Below are 18,837 nucleotides of genomic sequence, written 5' to 3' on the forward strand. Positions count from 1 at the left end.
TCACCCGTTCGCCACTCGTCAGCGTCCGAAGACCTGTTACCGTTCGACTTGCATGTGTAAGGCATGCCGCCAGCGTTCAATCTGAGCCAGGATCAAACTCTATAGTTCGATCTTGAAATTTAAAGTCTTTCGACTTTGCTCAAAAATGGAATTGATGAAGATAACTTCAACAATTACTGTTCATGAGCGTTTGATAGTTCCGAAGAACTTGGCTGCTTGCCATCAAACGCCCACGCTTATCGGCTGTATATTTTTAAGGATCCGAGAGCAGAGGCCAAGCCCCTTTTCTCAAGCTCGCTGCAATCAGCGAAGTCTTGTAGTGTAGCACGTTTTTTTGATGTTTCGCAATTCGTATTTTCGATATTGCATCCACACCTGAAAGCACCGCTTGCACCAAGCAAGCCTCGCAGTGTATCACGGTTTTTGGCGATCTCACTGAAGTTTTTCCTCACCTCAACAGCGATCAGTGATTGCTGTGAGGTGAGGGGCCGAACTATAGCATGGGTTTGGGCAAGCCTGCAGCAGTTTTTGCCCTGACTCGAAAAAGTTTCCTCAGACTGCAGACACCTCGCCCGAGGCAGCCTGCAAGAGTGCGACGCAACACAGAGCCAATGCTGTGACTGGACGGCGCCCGCAATTACAGGAGCAGGATCAAGCTGGCGCTACACCCCATTTCAGCGCTTTCCCTGATGCTGCAAACCCCAAATTGACAACGCTGTCACACCTATCGGACATTAGCCATCGAACACTGCTTGCTCATTACCTGAAGAAATGACAACGGTGTCAAACATCTTCAATAAATCCATGACGGAGACACATCCATGCTTATCTAGAAGCACGTTCATGTCACTGCGCTTTGCATAGGAGAGCCACCACCCTTTGTGACACTCCGTGCATTTACGCCTTGGACCTGAGGCTGCGGCAACGCCCATGCCACCCACTTTCTTCACCACCACACGATGCCAGCCATGACTTCTTTCAAACTCTCTTTTTTGACTGCTGCCGCACTTTTGCTGCTGACCACGACCTCGGTCTATGCCAGCAAGCAAGCGCCGGTGATTGGGTTTTCGATTGACGATCTGCGCGTAGAGCGCTGGACGCATGATCGCGACTACTTTGTCGAGGCCGCGCAAAAGCTCGGGGCCAGCGTGAATGTGCAGTCGGCCAATGCGAATGAGGCCAAGCAGATTGCTCAGATCGAGAACCTGATCGCCCAGAACGTCGATGCCTTGGTGATTGTTCCGTTCAACTCCAAGGTGCTGAGCAATGCGATTGCCAGCGCCAAGAAAAAAGGCATACGCGTGGTGTCGTATGACCGGTTGATTCTGAATGCCGATGTGGATGCCTATATCTCCTTCGACAACGAGAAAATTGGCGAGATGCAGGCCCAGGCCCTGGTCAATCTCGCGCCCAAGGGAAATTACTTTTTGCTCGGGGGCGCTTCTACCGATAACAACTCCCGCATGTTTCGTGCAGGCCAGATGAAGGTGCTCCAGCCCCTGGTGGACAAGGGGGACATCAAGATTGTGGGCCAGCAGTGGACGCCGGAATGGGACCCGATGAAGGCCCAGAGCATTGTGGAGAATGCGCTCACCGCAAATGGCAACGACATCCAGGGGATCGTGGCCTCAAACGACGGTACCGCAGGCGGCGCCATTCAGGCCTTGAATGGCCAGAAGCTGGCAGGCAAGGTACCGGTTTCCGGCCAGGATGCCGACTTGGCCGGCGTGCGCCGCGTGGCCGAGGGCACCCAGTCCATGACGGTGTACAAGCCCATCAAGCACATCGCCAGCAGCGCTGCGGAAATGGCCATCACCCTGGTTAAAGGTGGCACGCCCAAGTTCAACACCAAGCTCAACAACGGCAAGAAAGACGTGGACACCATGCTGCTGACGCCCACGCTGCTGACCAAGGACACGTTGGACGTCGTCATCAAGGACGGCTTCTACACGCACCAGCAGATCTTCGGCAAATAAATCCTCGGCCAATGAAAGCATGGCGCGGCCAATGAAAGCATGGCGCGGCCAAGGCATGCGCCATGCGCGGCAAGGGCGATTCCAGACCCAACAACCAATCCAAGGAGCACAGCATGCGCAGCGACGCCTTGCTGGAAATGCGCAGCATTGTGAAATCATTTTCCGGCGTACGGGCACTGGAAGGCGTGAGCCTGGCTGTGCACCGCGGTGAATGCCTGGGCCTTTGCGGCGAGAACGGCGCTGGCAAATCCACGCTGATGAAGGTGCTGTCCGGGGTCTACCCCCATGGCAGCTTTGAGGGAGACATTCTCTGGGAAGGTCAGCCGCTGCGCGCGCACTCGGTACGCGACAGCGAGCAGGCAGGCATTGTCATCATCCACCAGGAACTGATGCTGGTGCAGCAGTTGTCGGTGGCGGAAAACATCTTTCTGGGCAACGAGATCACCAGGCCTGGCGGACGCATGGACTATGACGCCATGCATGCCCAGGCCCGGCAACTCCTGGAGCGCCTGCACCTGAGCGATGTGGACGTGACCGCGCCCGTAATGCACTACGGCAGCGGCCAGCAGCAGTTGTTCGAGATTGCCAAGGCGCTGGCCAAGAATGCGCGCCTGCTGATTCTGGATGAGCCCACCTCTTCGCTGTCGGCCCAGGAAATTGCGGTGCTGCTCTCCATCATCGAAGACCTCAAGCGCAGCGGCGTCGCCTGCATCTACATCTCGCACAAGCTCGACGAAGTGAAGCAGGTGTGCACCAGCATCGCTGTTCTGCGTGACGGCCGGCACATAGGCACGCGCCCCACCACCGAGATGCGTGTGGACGACATCATTACCATGATGGTCGGCCGTGAGATGCATGCTCTATTCCCGCCAGTGCAAAGCCAGGTGGGTGAGGTGGTGATGGAGGCCAGCGGCATCACCTGCTGGGACACCAACAACCCCCTTCGCAAGCGAGTGGACAACATGGGGTTTGCCGTGCGCCGTGGCGAGATTCTGGGTGTTGCCGGCCTCGTGGGTGCAGGCCGCACCGAGATGGTGAGCGCACTGTTTGGCGCCTACCCGGGCCGCAGCACCGCACAGATCACACTGGGTGGCCAGCCCGTGCGGATCAGCACCCCAGCCCAGGCCATTGCCTGCGGCCTGGGCCTGGTGCCCGAAGACCGCAAGCGCCACGGCATCGTGCCGCTGCTGGGGGTAGGTGCCAACATCACGCTGGCCACGCTCGCGCAGCATGCGCGTGGCCAGCACATCGACCAAGACGCCGAGCAGGCCGTTGTGCAGCGCGAGATCCAGCGCCTGCATATCAAGACCGCCAGCCCGTCCCTGCAGATTGCCTCGCTGTCGGGCGGCAACCAGCAGAAAGCGGTGCTCACCAAGATGGTGCTGACCATGCCCAAGGTCTTGATCCTTGACGAGCCCACACGCGGCGTGGACGTGGGCTCCAAATACGACATCTACCAGATGATTGCCGACCTGGCCGCGGCCGGCGTGGCGATTGTGCTGGTGTCGTCCGAGATGCCGGAGATTCTGGGCATGAGCCACCGCGTGCTGGTCATGGGCGAAGGCCAGTTGCGTGGCGACTTCATCAACCAGGGGCTGACCCAGGAGCGCATCCTGGCTGCAGCCATCAATGCCGAACCCTGCCGCGCTGCGGCCTGACACCATGTCCAACACCTTGAACACATCTTCCATGCCTACGCACCGCAGTGGCGATTCGCGCCCGGATGGCCGCAGCATCCAGCTGCTTTTCACACGCTACAAGCTGCTAGCCCTGCTGCTGGCCGTGGCCCTGATCTGGGGCTTTTTCTACTTGCAGACCGGGGGCACTTTCCTCACTCCCAACAGCATCTCCAACCTGTTCCTGCAGATGTCGGTCACGGGCATGCTGGCCTGCGGCATGGTGTTCGTCATCATCGCCGGGGAAATCGATTTGTCCGTGGGTTCGCTGCTCGGGCTCCTGGGGGGGCTGGCCGCCATCCTCACCGTCAACCTGGGCTGGAGCACCTGGCTGGCCGTGGCCACGGTATTGGTCACGGGTGCGGCCATTGGCGTGGTCAACGGCTTGATCATCACCCGGCTGCGCGTGCCTTCGTTCATTGTCGGTCTGGGTGGCATGCTGACTTTCCGCGGTCTGCTGCAGTGGGGTACCGACAGCGTGACCATTGCCCCGGTTCCTGAGTCGCTGAGCCAGATCGCCCAGAGCTTTGTGCCTGCATGGCTGTCATGGTTGCTAGCGGCCGTGATCGTGGTCGCATGTGCAGCGCTGATGCTGCGCCGCCGCTACCTTTACTCGCAAGCCCCACTGCAGCACAGCGCACCCGCAGCGCAGTGGGTGGATGGCCTCAAGTTGCTGGCGATTGCCGTCTTTGCCTTCGGCTTTGTGGCCGTGCTCAATCAGGCCAACGGCGTGCCGCTGCCGGTCCTGATCCTGCTGGTGCTGCTGGCCATCTTCACTTATGTGGCCATGCAGACCGTGTTTGGCCGCCATGTCTACGCCGTGGGCGGCAATGTGGAGGCCACGCGCCTGTCCGGCGTGAACGTGGACCGCGTCAAGCTGCTGGTGTTTGTGCTGATGGGGCTGATGTGCGCCTTTGCGGGCATTGTCACCACTGCCCGGGCCGCCGCAGGCTCGCCTTCGGCCGGCGTGAGCGGTGAGCTGGACGCGATCTCGGCCTGCTTTATCGGCGGCACCTCCATGCGCGGAGGCTCGGGCACCGTGTATGGAGCCTTGATCGGCGCCCTGGTCATGGCCAGCCTGGACAACGGCATGCAACAGATGAATGTGGACAGCTCCTGGCAAATGATCGTCAAGGGCGCAGTGCTGGTGCTGGCCGTCTGGATCGATGTCGCAACGAGGTCTGAACGTGCTTGATTACACACGGTCTTCACACCCCAGCAATTGCCTGCTCGCCGTGGGCACTTATACCGAAGCCATGCCCCATGTGCAGGGCAGCGGCCTGGGCATTCATTTGCTGGAATTCGATGCTGCCACCGCCAGCTTTCATGAGCGGCAGGTACTGCGCGATGCGCTCACCAACCCCTCCTACCTCTGCGCCACGCCAGGGCGGCTGTACAGCGTGTGCGAAAAAGGCCAGGACGCCGCGCTGTCGGTGTTTGCCATCGCCCCTGACGGCGCAAGTCTGAAGCCGCTGGGTCGCTATCAAGCACCCGGCGCCGACCCCTGCCATGTGAGCATCAACCCGGCGGCTCAGCAGCTGTATGTATCGAACTACAGCTCTGGCGAGCTGATCTGCTACGCGCTCGATAGCAAAGGTCTGCCCGATGGCGCGCCCCAGGTAATTGCACGCCAGGGCGCGGGCCCGCGCCGCGACAGACAGGACAAGCCCCATGTGCACTGCGCCACACCTTCGCCGGATGGCTCGCGGGTTTACCTGTGCGATCTGGGCACCGATACGCTCGCCTGCCACCATGTGCTCTCGGACAGGCTGGAGAGCGAGCCACGGCAAAGCCTGCAGTCGCTCCCCGGATCCGGGCCGCGCCATCTGGTGTTGACGGCCAATGGCGAGCAAGCCCTGGTGGTGGAAGAGCTGTCCAACACCGTGAGCCTCTATGCCCTGGACGAGCCGGCGCAGGCCTTGTGCCGGGTCAGCACGCTGCCGCCCGACTGGCAGGGCGTCAACACCGCCTCGGCCCTGCGCCTGCACCCCAACGGGGAGCTGCTGTATGCCGCCAACCGGGGCCATGACAGCATTGCGGCCTATCGCCTGCACCGCGGTGCGCCCTGGCTGGAGCCGCTGGGTTTTGTCCCCGTGGGCGGCCGCACCCCGCGTGACATGGTGCTGACACCCGACGGTGCTTTCTTGCTGGTGGCGTCGCAGGACGACCACTTCATCCGCGCCCTGCAACTGGACCTGCAAACCGGTCTGCCGCAAGAACAGGCACAGGGCCAGCCCTTTCGCCTGCATTCGCCCGCCTGCCTCTGCCCCCTGCCCTGACCCGAAAGCCTGCACCGTGTCTTTTCGCCGCCCACCCGCCCACATTGTTGTCACCGGCGCCACCGGCCAGATTGGCCGTAAGGCCATTGCCATGCTGGCGCGCCAGCCCTGGTGCAAACGCCTGACCGCCCTGGATGTAGAGACCGATGCCAGCCTGTTCAGCCCCGATTTGCACGAGCGCCTGACGCTGGTGACGGCCGACTTGCAGCACGCAGACCCCGCATGGACCGATTGCTTTGCAGATGCAGATGCCGTGCTGCATCTGGCCGCCAAGCACTCCACGCCCGATGCCAGCTGGGAGGATGCTCTGGCCTCCTACAACATGACGCTGAATGTGCTCACCGCCGCCGCCACCCACGATGTGAGCCGCCTGGTGTTCTCCTCCTCCAACCATGCCATGGGCGGCTACAAGGATGGGCCGCTGGCCGCCTCCATGGGGCCGGGCAAGCTCACGGCCCACACCAAGCCTGCGCCCGGCACGCGCTGGTTTGACGGCCAGCGCGAGGTGTATTCGCTGGCCTACGGCACATCCAAAGTCATGGGAGAGCGCCTGTGCCGGGCTTACTCCGTCATTACCCAGGGCCGGCTGTCCACGGTGGCGGTACGCATAGGCTGGGCCCTGCCGGGCGATAACGACCCCCGCCATATCAGCTACTCCGGGGTGGCCCACCAGCATGCGCCTGCCAGTGAAAGGCTGGACGAAGCCAGCGCACGCGCCCTGCAATGGTTTCGCGGCATGTGGCTGTCGAATCAGGATCTGGAGCGCCTCTTGATCGCTGCGCTGACGGCAGACCCCTCCCGCTGGCCCTGCGGCCATGTCGTCGTCAACGGTGTATCGGCCAACCAGGGCAGCGTATGGGACGTGATCGCCGGCCGCGACAGCATTGGCTATGCACCCCAGGATGATGTGCAGGCCCATCTGTGCCGACCTGCACTGACTCGCTGCAGCGCAGACTAGGTATGGGCCAGCAGACCCGGCGCACCGGCCGAATCGCGCACCACAATCTCGTAGCCCAGGGTACGCACCCGGGCCTGGGGCTCGCGCGCGGCCAGTTGCTCCACCGCAGCGTAGGCCATGGCACGAATGGGCTGGCGCAAGGTCGTGAGCCTGGGCCAGGTCTGGCCCGACAGCGGCGTGTCGTCATAGCCCACCACCGACAGGTCCCCGGGCACGCGCAGGCCTCGCGCATGGGCTGCGTACAGCACGCCGGCGGCCATATCGTCGGTAGCCGCAAAAATCGCGCTCGGGCGCTCGGGCAAGTCCAGCAGCCGCTGGCCGCACGCCAGCCCGGATTCAAACGAATGCAGGCCTTGCTCGACCAGGCGCTCATCAAAGGCCAGGCCGCTTTCGCTCAAGGCATCGCGGTAGCCATGCAGACGCTCGCCCACGGCGCCATGGTCCGGGTGGCCGGCCACAAAGCCGATGTGGCGATGGCCCAGGCCCAACAAATACCGCGTCATATCACGTGCGGCACAGCGATCATCCGTGCCGACCTCCAGGCCTTTGATGCTGGGCGTGCTGGGCGCCAGACGCACATAAGGCATATCGCCCTGATCCAGCAAATCGATCAGCACCCGCAGGTCCGACAACGGTGGCGTCAGCAGCAGTCCCGCACAGGCATGCAGCCGCGCCGATCGCACGATGTCGGCCGCCACATCGGGCGCGCGGTAGTCGCAGGGATGCAGCAGCAAACTGTAGAAGTTCTGCTTGCACGCATCCAGTGCACCATGCTGGATATTGATCAGATAGTTGTCGCTGGGGTTGTCGTAGACCAGCATCAGCAGGTCGGAGCGCTTGCTGGCCAGCCTGCGAGCGGCTGGATTGGGCTGAAACTTCAGGTCGGCCATGGCGGCCACCACCTTGGCGCGGGTCTTCTCGCTGATATTGGGCTCGTTGTTGAGTACACGCGACACCGTCTTGATGGACACGCCGGCCTCGGCCGCCACATGCTTGACCGTCACCGCCCTTTTTTCCCCGCTGCTTGCCATGCTTGAGCTCTCGTTGATCCGAATCGACACCAAAGACGACGCACGGCCCCTCCGCCATGCGCGCAGCGCTCCAGTCTACCGGGCGCTGCACAAAAGAGTTTCAGACAGGCACTATAAAAAAGAGAGCGCCTTGCGCTCACTGCGCCTCAGATCCAATATGAATCTATTTTAAAACGAGGCACCCTGCGCGCTAGGCGCTCATTTTTTCATTGACCTCAGCAGTTGGTCCGGCCCCGCAAGTGGAGCGACAGGCTTTGCCGGCAGGCGCAGCAACGCTGCAGAGAATGGCAGGCTGCCATGAAAGAGGCCGAACCACCGGCAACTCACTCGGCCAGGGCCGCCATGGAGCGCTTGGCGATATTCGTCACATGGATCTGGCTGGTGCCTTCATAAAGACGGAACAGGCGCACATCGCGGTAAAAGCGCTCGGCCACGTTGTCGGCGATGTAGCCGCTGCCGCCGAACAGCTGCACCGCGCGGTCCGCCACGCGCCCGCACATCTCCGATGCGAACAGCTTGCACATGGAGGCCTCCATGATCACGTCCTGCCCCGCATCGCGCTTGCGCGCCGTATTGCTGTCTGCGATCAGCTGCTGCACAAGCTGGAATTCGCCTATGGCCTGACCGAACTGTCTGCGTGTGCGGCCACGGCGCACCGAGTCGATATAGACCAACTGGTCGCGGTCGCGCACCCCGAGATTGACGGTGCAGCCCGTGGTCCTGGCCAGTGACTCCATGAACGGCTTGGCCAGCTGGCGCACCTGCATGCTGGCCAGCAGCGGATGCCCCAGCGAAAGCACGCCCGGCCCGAGCCTGTACTTCTGCAACCGGGCATCACGGCTCAGGTAGCCGAGCAGGGTCAGCGTATAGGTGAGGCGGGACACAGTCGGCTTGGGCAGGCCCGTACGATCGGAGATCTCCCGGTTGCCCAGCAAGGGCGTGGTGGCCGTGAATGCCCGCAACACCTCCATGCCTCGCGCCAGGTTCATCGCAAACTGGCGGTCGGCGGACAGGTCGTGGGGGTCGACGAGACCGGGGAGAGGAATGGCGTGCAAGAAGCGTTCTTTCTGTGGCGGCTGGCCCATGATTCGATCTGCGCAAGAAATGGTCAAGAGTGCCGGGACCGGTGTTTCGCTGTGCGAAACAGCATCTTGTCGCCTCGCCTGCACTCTGGCAAAACGAATCCCCTACGCTTGCTTGCTGCACCAATGCCATGGGCAGGCACCGCCCATACACGGGCGTACTCGCCGGCGTGTGCCGGCTCGATTGAGGACAGTTCTGGCGCGCCCAGGGGCGCCACGCTGTGCGAAGAGCATAGGCGCCCTGAGAACGTGCTCCGACGCGGCCCGGGGCCCTACTTTGCAGCGATGGCTGTGCCGGCCGCTGCCTGCTCCCAGCCCCCCCCGAGGGCCTTGTACAGTCCCACGCTGGCCAGCAGTCGCTGCTGGTGCAGCTGCACGGCCAGGTCCTGCGCCTGGTAGAGGGTTTGCTGCGTGGTCAGCAGGCTCATCAGCGTTTCGCCTCCGGCCCGGTAGCGGGCCTCGGCCAGTGTCAAGGCCTTGCGGGCCTGGGCCAGCTCCTGGGCCTGGGCCTGGGCCTGTTCCCGGGTGCCGGCCACGGTGTGCAGCGCGCTCTGCACATCGCCAAAGGCCTGGACGATGGCCTGCCGGTAGCCCGCCAGCAACTCCTCACGCCGGGCATCGGCCAGGTCGCGGTCTGCGGCCAGACGGCCCGCGTCGAAGATGGGCGCAGCCAGGCCGGCGGCCAGGGTGTACAAGGGATTGTCAAAAACGCTTCGCAGCCTGTCATCACCCGAGCCTATCTGGGCCGACAGCGTCACCCGGGGGAGCATGGCGGCCCGGGCCACCTGCACATTGGCCTGTGCCGCCGCCAGGCTGGCCTCGGCACGCGCAATATCGGGCCGGCGCGTCAACAGCGCCGCAGGTTCCCCCTGCTGAATGTCCGGCACGTTCAGCAGCGTCAATTTGGCCGGCGCCAGTGCAAGGCTCTCGGCCTGGCCCAGCAGCAGGGCCAGCGCTGTCAGCGACTCGGCTTGCTGCTGCCGCATCAGCGCCAGCGCGCGCTGCTGCGCTGCCACCAGGCCGCGTTGCTGGGCCAGCTCCACCGCCGTGGCGGCGCCCAGACTGGCCCTGGCCTCCACCAGTTGCAGCAGGCGCTGTGCGGTGGCCAGATTGACCTGCGCAATGCCTTCACGCTCCTGCAATGCCTGGCTGCCCAGCCATGCGCTGGCCACGGCGGCCGTCACCGTCAGCCGCACCGTGTCCCTGTCGTGGACACTGGCCTGCAAGGCTGCCTGTGCCGCATCCCGCGCACTGGCGTTGCGCCCCCAGAAATCCAGCTCGTAACTGGCCGAGAGCCCGGCCTTGAAAGCATTGCCTGCCGCATCGGAATGGCTGTCCAGACGGCCTTGGCGTGCGGCATTCAGCTCGGCCGTGACTTCGGGGAGCAGCGCTGCACCGGCATGGCGCGCACTGGCGCGGGCCTGGTGTACACGCGCCACGGCGGCCGCGACATCCCAGCTTTGGCGCTGTGCCTGTGCGATCAGCCCATCCAGCTCGGCACTGCCAAAGCTGCGCCACCAGCCCTCGGTGACGGCGTCTCCTACACCCATCCCGCCGGCCCAGCGCGCCGGCAGTTCCGGGGGTTGGACCTCGCTCTGAAGGACAGGCCCCACGCATCCGGGCAATACCAACACGGCGGCCAAGGCCGCAGCCAATTTCTGCATACACATTCCTACTCTCCCGCCAAGGCCCGCACGGGGTCCAGGCGTGCCGCCGTTTTGGCGGGCATATAGCCAAAAATCAGTCCGGTCAGCACCGCACACACAAAGGCGCCCACCATGGCGCGCACGGAAAACACCAGGGGCACATCCAGGACCAGCAACACCATGCCCACGGCCAGGCCGGCCAGCAGGCCCACACAGCCTCCGACCAGGGTCACCAGGCTGGCCTCGGTCAGGAACTGGCGCAGGATGTCGCTCTGGCGCGCGCCCACGGCCATGCGTATGCCGATCTCGCGTGTGCGTTCGCGCACCGTCATCAACATCACATTCATCACACCTATGCCGCCCACCACCAGCGAGACTGCGGCAATCAGGCCCAGCATCACGGCCATGCTTTTGCGCGTGGCGGCCTCGGCCTGGATGCGGGCTGCGGCATTGCCAATGCCAAAGTCTTCACGCCCGCCGTGACGCTCCAGCAGCACACGGCGGATGGCCGCCTCTGCCTCGTTGACCAGGTCCGAGGACACGGCTTCGATCACCACATAGTCGGGCTGGGTCTGGGCCTGGTAGACACGTGCCCGCCCCGATTGGTAGGGAATGAAGACCATATCGTCGTAGTTCTGCGCGCCCGAATCTGCGCCACGCTCGCTCATCACGCCGATGACCTCGAAGGCCGAGCTGCCGATGACGAGCTGGCGCCCCAATGGGTTGGGCGTGTCAGGAAAGAAGTGCTGGTGCGCCTTGTGCCCCAGCACCACCAGCGGTGCCAGGTCCTGGTCTTCGGCATCGGTGTAGTAGCGGCCCTGGCCGACCTTCCAGTGGTGCACCAGGGGCATTTCCTCGCTGGAGGCGAAGACATAGATCTGCTTGTCGGCATTGCCATAGCGCACGGTGATGGGGTCCCCGATGACGGGCATCACCCGCCGTATTTCGGGCAGCTCGCGCAGGGCGGCCAAATCCTCTTCGGTGATCTGGCCTGCCGGCCCGCCCGTAGATGGCGACTGGCTGCCCATATAGAGAATCGCCGTGCCCATGGTGCCCATCTGTTCCACCACCTTGCGCCGCGCGCCTTCGCCAATGGCCAGCATGACGATGACCGACACCACGCCGATCACAATACCCAGCAGGGTGAGGCTGGTGCGCACCCGGTTCAGCCGCATGCCGCGCCAGGCGCTGCGTGCGGCCTCGGCCAGCTCGGCCAGCAGAGGGGCGGTGCTGGCACTGCCCTGGGCGGGGATGGCAGGGATGGCAGACAGGGGACGCTCGGAACCGCTTCCCTTGGCGTCCGTCTGTGCAGCGTCCTGGCCAAGCTGGCCGACGCTGTCGCCGATGATGCGCCCATCGCGGATCTCTATCACCCGCTGCGCCTGGTCTGCAACGCTGCGGTCATGGGTGATGAGGATGATGGTGTGGCCTGCTGCGGCCAGCTCACGCAGCAAGGCCATGACTTCGGCGCCGCTGTGCGAATCCAGCGCGCCCGTGGGCTCGTCGGCCAGGATGATGTGTCCACCATTCATCAAGGCCCGGGCAATCGACACCCGCTGCTGCTGGCCACCCGAGAGCTGGTTGGGCCGGTTGCCCAGGCGCTCGCCCAGGCCCAGGCGTTGCAGCAGCGCCTGGGCGCGCTGCACGCGCTGGGGCTTGGGCAGGCCGGTGTAGATGGCAGGCATTTCCACGTTCTCGCTGGCGCTTTCGCTGGCGATCAGGTGGTAGCCCTGGAACACAAAACCAAAGGCCTCGCGGCGCAGCCAGGCCAGGGCATCGGCATCGAGCCGGGCCACATCCTGGCCCTGAAAGTGGTAGCTGCCTTCGCTGGGCCGGTCCAGGCAGCCCAGGATATTCATCAGCGTGGACTTGCCCGATCCCGAGCTGCCTACCACGGCCACAAACTCACCCGCGTGGATGTCCAGGTCTATGCCATGCAGCACGGTCACGGCGGGCTGGCCGCTGTCGCCGCCGCCGTAGTGCTTGCGTATGCCGCGCAAGGCAATCAGTGGCGGCCCCTCGCAGGACTCGGCCATGCTCACCATTGCAGCCACCTGAAGCCGCCTTCGAGCTGCGTCTCGCCGACGATGACCTGCTCCCCTTCGGCCAGACCATCCAGCACCTCGACCTGGTGGCGGCTGCGCACGCCCAACTTGACGCTGCGCGGCTGTGGCCGGCCCTGGGCATCCAGCACCCGTGCCACATAGGCGCCTGGCTGGGCGGGGTCTTCCTCCACCGCCGTCAGTGCCACATGCAGCACCTGGTTGGCGCTGGCGCTGACAAACACCACCTGGGCCGTCATCTGCGGCATCAGCTCGGCATCCTGGTTGTCCACATCAAACAGCACCGTATAGGCCACGGCCTTGGTGGCCGGTGCGGGCGTCTGCCCGCTGCCAGCGGCCTGGGCCTGGCTGGCCACCGGGGCCGGCAACACCTGGCGCACCGCGCCGCTCCAGCGCCTGGGCTTGGACTGGCCGGCTCCGCCCAGCGTGGTGAAATACACCGCCATGCCCTCTTTGACACGGCGCACATCGGCTTCAGAGACCTCGGTCCAGACCGTCATGGCCGACAGATCGGCAATGCGCAGAATGTTCGGGGTCTGGTAGGTGGCATTCAGCGTCTGGCCTTCCCGGGCTTCCACCGACACCACGGTACCCGCCATGGGCGCGTAGATGCGCGTGTAACCCAGACGTGCCTCATCGGCCTTGAGCGTGGCTTCGGTCTGGCTGATCTGCGCTCTGAGATGTTCCATGCGGGCAGCGGCCATGGCCAGGTTGGCCTGTGCAGTCTGCAGGTCTTCCTCGCGCGTGGCTTCGTGCTGGCTGAGCTGCTGCTGGCGCGTCAGCTGCTGCCCCGCCAGCCGGTGCTGGGCCTGTTGCTCGGCCAGTTGGGCACGCAGGCCGGCCAACGAGGCACGCCCCGCATCCACCGTGGCGCGCTGCACGCTGGGGTCGATTTCCACCAGCAAGTCCCCCTTGGCCACCTGGGCCCCGGGCTCCACACGCAGCTTCAGAATCTGGCCCGAGACCTGCGCCCCCACATCCACATAGCTGCGCGGCTGCAGCGTGCCGATGGCCGTGACCGTGGCTTCCACCGCGCCGCGCTGCACGGCCACCGTGGTGTAGGCCGTGCGCGCACGGCTGCTCCACCACAGCGCCAGCACCACGGCCACCAGCAACAGTCCCAGCAACGACCAGCGCAGCCAGCGCGCCCCTCCACCCTGCCCATGGCCCTGTTCCGACCTCTCACGCATTGGCATCAACGATGCTCCCTCTTTGAAAAAACACACCAACCTATCGCGCAGATCACACGACAAAGCCTCTGATTCCTGTCCACACCAGCGCAGCCAGACCTGCCAGCGTCACCAGCAACGCTCCACCCCGGGGCGCATAGGCCAGCAGCCAGGCCACGCCCAGCGCAGCCGCACTCATCCATCCCAGCCAGGCCACAGACCCCACCGATGGCCCCCAACCCTGCAGACACCACCACAGCGCCAGCACCATCAGCGCAGTGCCCAGCAAACGCAGCACAACACGCAGGGCCAGCCCAGGCTCTGCACGCTCCAGCACCTGGGAGCAATGCCTATCCATGGCCTGGCTCAGCAGCAGCATGCCGGCCAGGCTCAGTGCCAGTGCACAAGCCACGATTTCCAGCAGCGTCATAAACCACCTTTCAAGGCCAGCAGCGCAGCCGCCAGCACCAACGCCCAGGCCGCCAGCACGGCGGCCACGCGCTGCACGCGAGGCACATGGAACACCCACAGTGCCACCACGGTGTAGAGCACAAAGCTGAGCAGCGTGGCCAGCAGCACGGCCGGTGCACGCTCCATGGCACCCACGGCCACCAGACCATGGGCCAGCACGGCGCAGGCCAGGGCCGTGAGCCCATAGCCACCCAGCACGGCCAGCAGCACCCGGCACAGCACGGCCCAGCGGTAGCGCAGGGTTTGCGCCTGCGTCATCGCTTGCGCCTTCATGTGCCAGCCCCCATCGGCGCCGCCCGCCTTGCACGCGGGGCCGGCTTGAGGCCGTAATGCGCAGAGCGCCACGCCATCCAGGCTGCCAGCAGGCCCAGGGCCATGCATGTCAGCTCCACCCCGGCACGCAGGCCATCACCCTGTGCCAGATACAGGCCCAGATGCTGGCCGGTGGTTGCGGCATTGAGCAAGGGCAGCGCCAGGCACAGCAGGGCCAGGGCCCACAGCTGCTCACGCCAGGCCTGGCGTGGGCTGCGCAGCAGCGCATGCAGCAGGCTCAGCGCCCAGATGGCAAAGAACACCCGAATCTCCCAGCTGCTGCGCGCCTCCAGGCCTTGGGGCAGCAAACGGTTGCCATACAGATAGGCAATCGAAGCCAGAGCCGACCCTGCCAGCGCCGCCACATTCAACGCATCGATGCAGCGGTAGAACTGGGGCGTGGCAGCGCCCCATTCATGGCCGCTTTTGGTCTTGCGCTTGACGGCGAACAGCAGCGAGCCTGTGGCCACCATGGCCGTGCCCATCAGGCCGCAGAAAAAGTACAGCCACTTCATGGGCCAGCCGCCAAAAGTCACGAAGTGCAGTGCACTGATCACGGGATGCACCTCGCTGACCGTGGTACGTGGCGCATCATGCGGCGAAGCCTGCAGCACATGGCCGCTGGTGGCGTCGAACGTCACCGACTCTGGGCTGTTGAGCACGCGCCGGCTGGTCCCGGTATCCGGCTGGCGCTCCAGCATGCGCACGGTGGCCGGACCTTGTTCAGGCCGTTGCACGATCACGAACACCACGGGCTGCGACAGCAGGCGCTGGGCCTGCAGGTGCAGGCTTGCAAGGTCTGCGACAACAGGCTTGGCGACAGCGGCATCCGCAGGCCGTGTGTTCATCACCTTGGCGTTCAAGGCTTCCTGGTAGCGGCTGTATGCCGATCGGTCCTGGCCATAGACCGACTGCAGCGGCCAGGGCATATAGCTGGTATAGAAGTGCGCCAGCCCGGTGTAGACGATCATGAACAGAAAAGGCAGCGTCAGCACAGCCGAGGCGTTGTGCGCATCCAGCCAGGAGCGCTGGCCCTTGCCCGGCCGAAAGGTGAAGAAGTCCTGGAAAATGCGCCGGTGCACGATGACACCCGAGACCAGGGCCACCAGCATGCACATGGACACCAGACCCACGGCCCAGAAGCCCGCGATACCGCCTTGCAGCGAGTAGTGAAAGGACATGAAGTGGCGGCCGCCTTCGGTGCTGCGCGTCTGCGGCTCGGCCAGGGTCTCTCCCGTCTGCCAATCCAGCGCGGCCTGCACATTGCCGCGCTTGCTGCGCGCAAACACCTGGAGCCCATCCGCCGTGGTCTGCGGCAGCTGAATGCGCCAGAGGCTGGCATCGGGGGCATGCTGCGCCAGATGCTGCTCGGCCAGACCCAGAGCCTGCCGGCGCTGTGCCTCGCTCAAATCACTGGGCTGCTGCAGCTGCAAGGGGGCAGCCTCCATCCAGCGTGTGATGGGCTCGCGGAACACGCTGAGAGTGCCGGTCAGAAAAATGGCGCACAGCAGCCAGCCACAGACCAGACCGCACCAGGTGTGCAGCCAGGACATGGTCTGGCGAAGGCCGGGAGAAGATACGGTCTGAGCTTGCATGGCGAGGTCAGAAAGCTCCGCGCAGCGTCAGCATGGCATTGCGCGGATCGCCATACCAGTTGCCACCACCCGAGGTGCCTACGGTCTTGTAGTAGGTCTTGTCGAACAGGTTGTTCACATTGAGCGTGGCCGACCAGTTGCGATTGATGCGGTATTGCACGCTGGCGTTCCACACGGCATAGCCGGCCTGGGTGAATTGGAAGGGCACGGATGCGCCATCAAATTTCCCGGAAACCGGGTTGTAGCTGTTGGCTGTGCCGCTCACATAGGTGCTGCTTTGCAGCGTCAGGCCGCCACCCAGGGTCCAGGGCGACAGCTCTCCCGGCAACTGGTAGGTGCTCCACAGCTTGAACAAATGCTTGGGCGTGATGGAGCTGTAGACCAGTTGCGACGGGTCGGTCTTGTTGCGGTTGTGGTTGTAGGTGTAGCCGGCGAACAGGTTCCAGCCGCGTGCGATCTGGCCCGAGATTTCGGTATCCACCCCTTGGCTGACGATCTTGCCCTGGGCGATATAGCAGCAGGTCAGGCCCAGGTCGCCCACATTGGTATTGGGGTAGCGCGGATCGCGCGCAGCCTGGCCCGTGCGCTCTATGCGGTACAGCGCCAGCGCGGTGTTGAGCTTGCCATCGGCCAGTTCGCCCTTGAGCCCCAGCTCCAGGTTGCGGCCCTGGATGGGATCCAGCGGCGTGCCCGGCAGCGGGCCCTGCAGATTGTTGGCCTGGGATTTGTGGATCTCGGAGACGCTGCCATAGGCCGTCCACCGCTCGCTCAGGTCGTAGACCAGGCCGGCATAGGGGGTGAAGATGCCGCTTTCGCTGTAATAGCTTCTGCCGCTGGAGCGGATGCTGCCATCGGGGTTGTAGTTGGCATAGGGCGTGTTGTAGGCATAGCTGGCATAACGCCCACCGGCAATGGCGGTGAGCTTGTCCGTCAGGCTCAGATTGATGCGGCCGTACAGACCTTTTTGCGTCGCGCCATAGCCGGGGTAGCTGCGCGTCATGCGCTCGCCCAAGGCCGGAGGCACCTTGCCGGGGTCAAAGCCATAGATATTGGTCGACGGCCCGGGGTCCCCCATCTCGGAGTAATAGGTGTCCTGGTCGTCACTCACCCGCGTCCAGTCCGCACCGATCAACAGTTGGTGGGTACGGCCCAGCAGCGTAAACGGTCCGCTGGCGTTCAGGTCCAGGCTTTTTTTCTTGGAGCGAAAATCGTTGGAAAAACCGGTCCACTCAGCGCCCTCTCCCGTGGCCGGATCGACTGTTCCTGTCAGATTGGCCAGCCGCGAATCGCTGTCCACGTTCTGGTAGTTGAGCTGCAGCTTGGCCTTCCAGCCTCCGGCCAACGCCTGGTCCAGCTGTGCAAACAGCTCCTTGGCCGTCTTGTCGTAATGCCCCCAGCCCGCCATCAGCGCAGTGCGGCGCGGCAAATGGAGGTCGTCTCCATTGGCTGCGCGCGGCAGACCTTCGCGCCAGGGTGTGGATGCCAGCTTGTCGTAGCTGGCTCCCAGGCTGAGCTTGGTGGAGCGGCTGAGGTCAGCCTCTACGATGCCGTAGAGCAGGCTGTTCTTGGAGTCCGCAGCGCGGTAGAAGAATTCCCTGTCGGTGTGGGCAATGACGGCACGGCCGCGCACGCTGCCGTCGGCATTCAAGGGGCCTGCGGCATCCAGCTCCAGCTGCTTGCGATTCCAGCTGCCCAAGGCGGCCGAGGCCTGCAATTGCTTGTCCAGCGTGGGACGCTTGCGCACCAGGTTGATGGCACCGCCTGGCTCGCCATTGCCGCTGAACAGGCCGTTGGCGCCGCGCACCACCTGCACGCTGTCATACATAGCCAGATTGGGGTCGAACAGTTGCTGGCTGAAGGCGTCCACGCTGGCGCCGTCAATTTGCACATTGCCGATCTCAAAACCACGTGAGAGGAATTTGGTGGCCGAGCCCCCCAGGCCGCCGGCACCGGAGTAATCCACCGTCACGCCCGTGGTCTGCTGCATGACCTCGCCCACCGAGCCCAAGGCCTGGTCTTCAATGCGCTGGCGCGTCACCACGGAAATGGACTGCGGCACTTCGCGCACATCCTGGCCCTTGCCCAAAGACACGCGCGAGGCGGCATAGGAGCCGCTGCCTTCGGTGGTCTCTCCGCGCTGGGCCTGCGCCTTGACCGTCACCTCACCCAAGGTGCTGCTGCGGCTGGCGCGCTGCACGCTGATGGCCGCACCCGCAGGAATGGCCTCCAGGCCGCTGCCGGCCAAGGCCTTGGCCAGCGCCTGCCCCAGCGTGGACGGGCCCTGCAAGGCCGGTGCCATACGCCCTTCCACCAGGGCAGCATCCACCGAGATCGCCACCCCCCAGGTGCGGGCCAGCGCATTCAGGGCCTGGCCCAGTGGCTGGGCCGGCAGGCTCAGTCTCTGCGAGACCACCATGGCGGCCTGGCCTGCGCTCTGCTGTGCCTGGGCGGCCGGCCATGCCGACCAGCCCGCCAGGGCCATGAGACAGGCCATGGCCACGGTCTGTGGACGTGAAGCCCGGCATGCTTGAGAAGATGAATGAGAGTGATAGCGTTTCATACGGATTCCTGTGAGAGAG

At 64.3% G+C, this 18,837-nt stretch carries 14 protein-coding genes and 1 rRNA gene; 5 read left to right on the plus strand and 10 right to left on the minus strand.

Annotation, left to right across the window (positions count from 1 at the left end; all coding sequences use genetic code 11):
• Window positions 1-108, minus strand: a 16S ribosomal RNA gene (locus G486_RS0105040); the annotation flags it as partial.
• Between the two features lie 860 nt (window positions 109-968).
• On the opposite strand from G486_RS0105040, the gene xylF reads away from it, so the two are divergent.
• From xylF to G486_RS0105065, 5 genes are all read left to right on the plus strand, one after another.
• On the plus strand, window positions 969-1,976 hold the full coding sequence (gene xylF / locus G486_RS0105045; protein ID WP_027014552.1) for a D-xylose ABC transporter substrate-binding protein: 1,008 nt from the start codon (window positions 969-971) through the stop codon (window positions 1,974-1,976).
• A gap of 113 nt (window positions 1,977-2,089) precedes the next feature.
• Window positions 2,090-3,634 (plus strand): xylose ABC transporter ATP-binding protein, encoded by a 1,545-nt coding sequence (locus G486_RS0105050; RefSeq protein WP_027014553.1) that lies wholly within the window; start codon window positions 2,090-2,092, stop codon window positions 3,632-3,634.
• Window positions 3,635-3,638: 4 nt separating this feature from the next.
• Entirely contained in the window at window positions 3,639-4,847 is a 1,209-nt protein-coding gene (locus G486_RS0105055) for a sugar ABC transporter permease (RefSeq protein ID WP_027014554.1), read from the plus strand.
• Complete coding sequence (locus G486_RS0105060) at window positions 4,840-5,931, plus strand: lactonase family protein (protein WP_027014555.1); 1,092 nt, start codon at window positions 4,840-4,842, stop codon at window positions 5,929-5,931. Before G486_RS0105055 ends, G486_RS0105060 begins: the two co-directional genes overlap by 8 nt.
• Window positions 5,932-5,947: 16 nt before the next feature.
• On the plus strand, window positions 5,948-6,889 hold the full coding sequence (locus tag G486_RS0105065; RefSeq protein ID WP_027014556.1) for an NAD-dependent epimerase/dehydratase family protein: 942 nt from the start codon (window positions 5,948-5,950) through the stop codon (window positions 6,887-6,889).
• Here the strand turns inward: G486_RS0105065 and G486_RS0105070 are convergent.
• The 9 genes from G486_RS0105070 to G486_RS0105110 all read right to left on the minus strand — a co-directional run bounded on the left by G486_RS0105070 (window position 6,886) and on the right by G486_RS0105110 (window position 18,818).
• Complete coding sequence (locus G486_RS0105070) at window positions 6,886-7,920, minus strand: LacI family DNA-binding transcriptional regulator (RefSeq protein ID WP_027014557.1); 1,035 nt, start codon at window positions 7,918-7,920, stop codon at window positions 6,886-6,888. The genes G486_RS0105065 and G486_RS0105070 overlap by 4 nt on opposite strands.
• 323 nt (window positions 7,921-8,243) lie before the next feature.
• Window positions 8,244-8,975, minus strand: a complete 732-nt coding sequence (locus G486_RS24485; RefSeq protein ID WP_084455086.1) for an acyl-CoA dehydrogenase family protein — start codon at window positions 8,973-8,975, stop codon at window positions 8,244-8,246.
• Between the two features lie 299 nt (window positions 8,976-9,274).
• Complete coding sequence (locus G486_RS0105080; RefSeq protein ID WP_027014558.1) at window positions 9,275-10,666, minus strand: efflux transporter outer membrane subunit; 1,392 nt, start codon at window positions 10,664-10,666, stop codon at window positions 9,275-9,277.
• Window positions 10,667-10,674: 8 nt separating this feature from the next.
• The gene (locus G486_RS0105085; protein WP_281171902.1) at window positions 10,675-12,693 is read right to left on the minus strand and encodes an ABC transporter permease; all 2,019 of its coding nucleotides are present in this window, start codon (window positions 12,691-12,693) and stop codon (window positions 10,675-10,677) included.
• Window positions 12,687-13,907: an efflux RND transporter periplasmic adaptor subunit gene (locus tag G486_RS0105090; protein WP_407059787.1), complete on the minus strand. Its 1,221-nt coding sequence runs from the start codon at window positions 13,905-13,907 to the stop codon at window positions 12,687-12,689. The genes G486_RS0105085 and G486_RS0105090 overlap by 7 nt, the downstream gene beginning before the upstream one ends.
• Before the next feature lie 46 nt (window positions 13,908-13,953).
• A complete protein-coding gene (locus tag G486_RS0105095; RefSeq protein WP_027014561.1) occupies window positions 13,954-14,310 on the minus strand; it encodes a DUF3325 domain-containing protein in 357 nt (118 codons plus the stop codon).
• The gene (locus G486_RS0105100) at window positions 14,307-14,609 is read right to left on the minus strand and encodes a hypothetical protein (RefSeq protein WP_027014562.1); all 303 of its coding nucleotides are present in this window, start codon (window positions 14,607-14,609) and stop codon (window positions 14,307-14,309) included. The genes G486_RS0105095 and G486_RS0105100 overlap by 4 nt, the downstream gene beginning before the upstream one ends.
• Before the next feature lie 11 nt (window positions 14,610-14,620).
• Window positions 14,621-16,258 (minus strand): PepSY-associated TM helix domain-containing protein, encoded by a 1,638-nt coding sequence (locus G486_RS0105105; protein WP_027014563.1) that lies wholly within the window; start codon window positions 16,256-16,258, stop codon window positions 14,621-14,623.
• Between the two features lie 7 nt (window positions 16,259-16,265).
• On the minus strand, window positions 16,266-18,818 hold the full coding sequence (locus G486_RS0105110; protein WP_051303163.1) for a TonB-dependent siderophore receptor: 2,553 nt from the start codon (window positions 18,816-18,818) through the stop codon (window positions 16,266-16,268).
• Window positions 18,819-18,837: the final 19 nt, after the last annotated feature.

The organism is Comamonas composti DSM 21721 (assembly GCF_000429845.1).
In the GTDB taxonomy this organism is placed as follows: domain Bacteria; phylum Pseudomonadota; class Gammaproteobacteria; order Burkholderiales; family Burkholderiaceae_C; genus Comamonas; species Comamonas composti.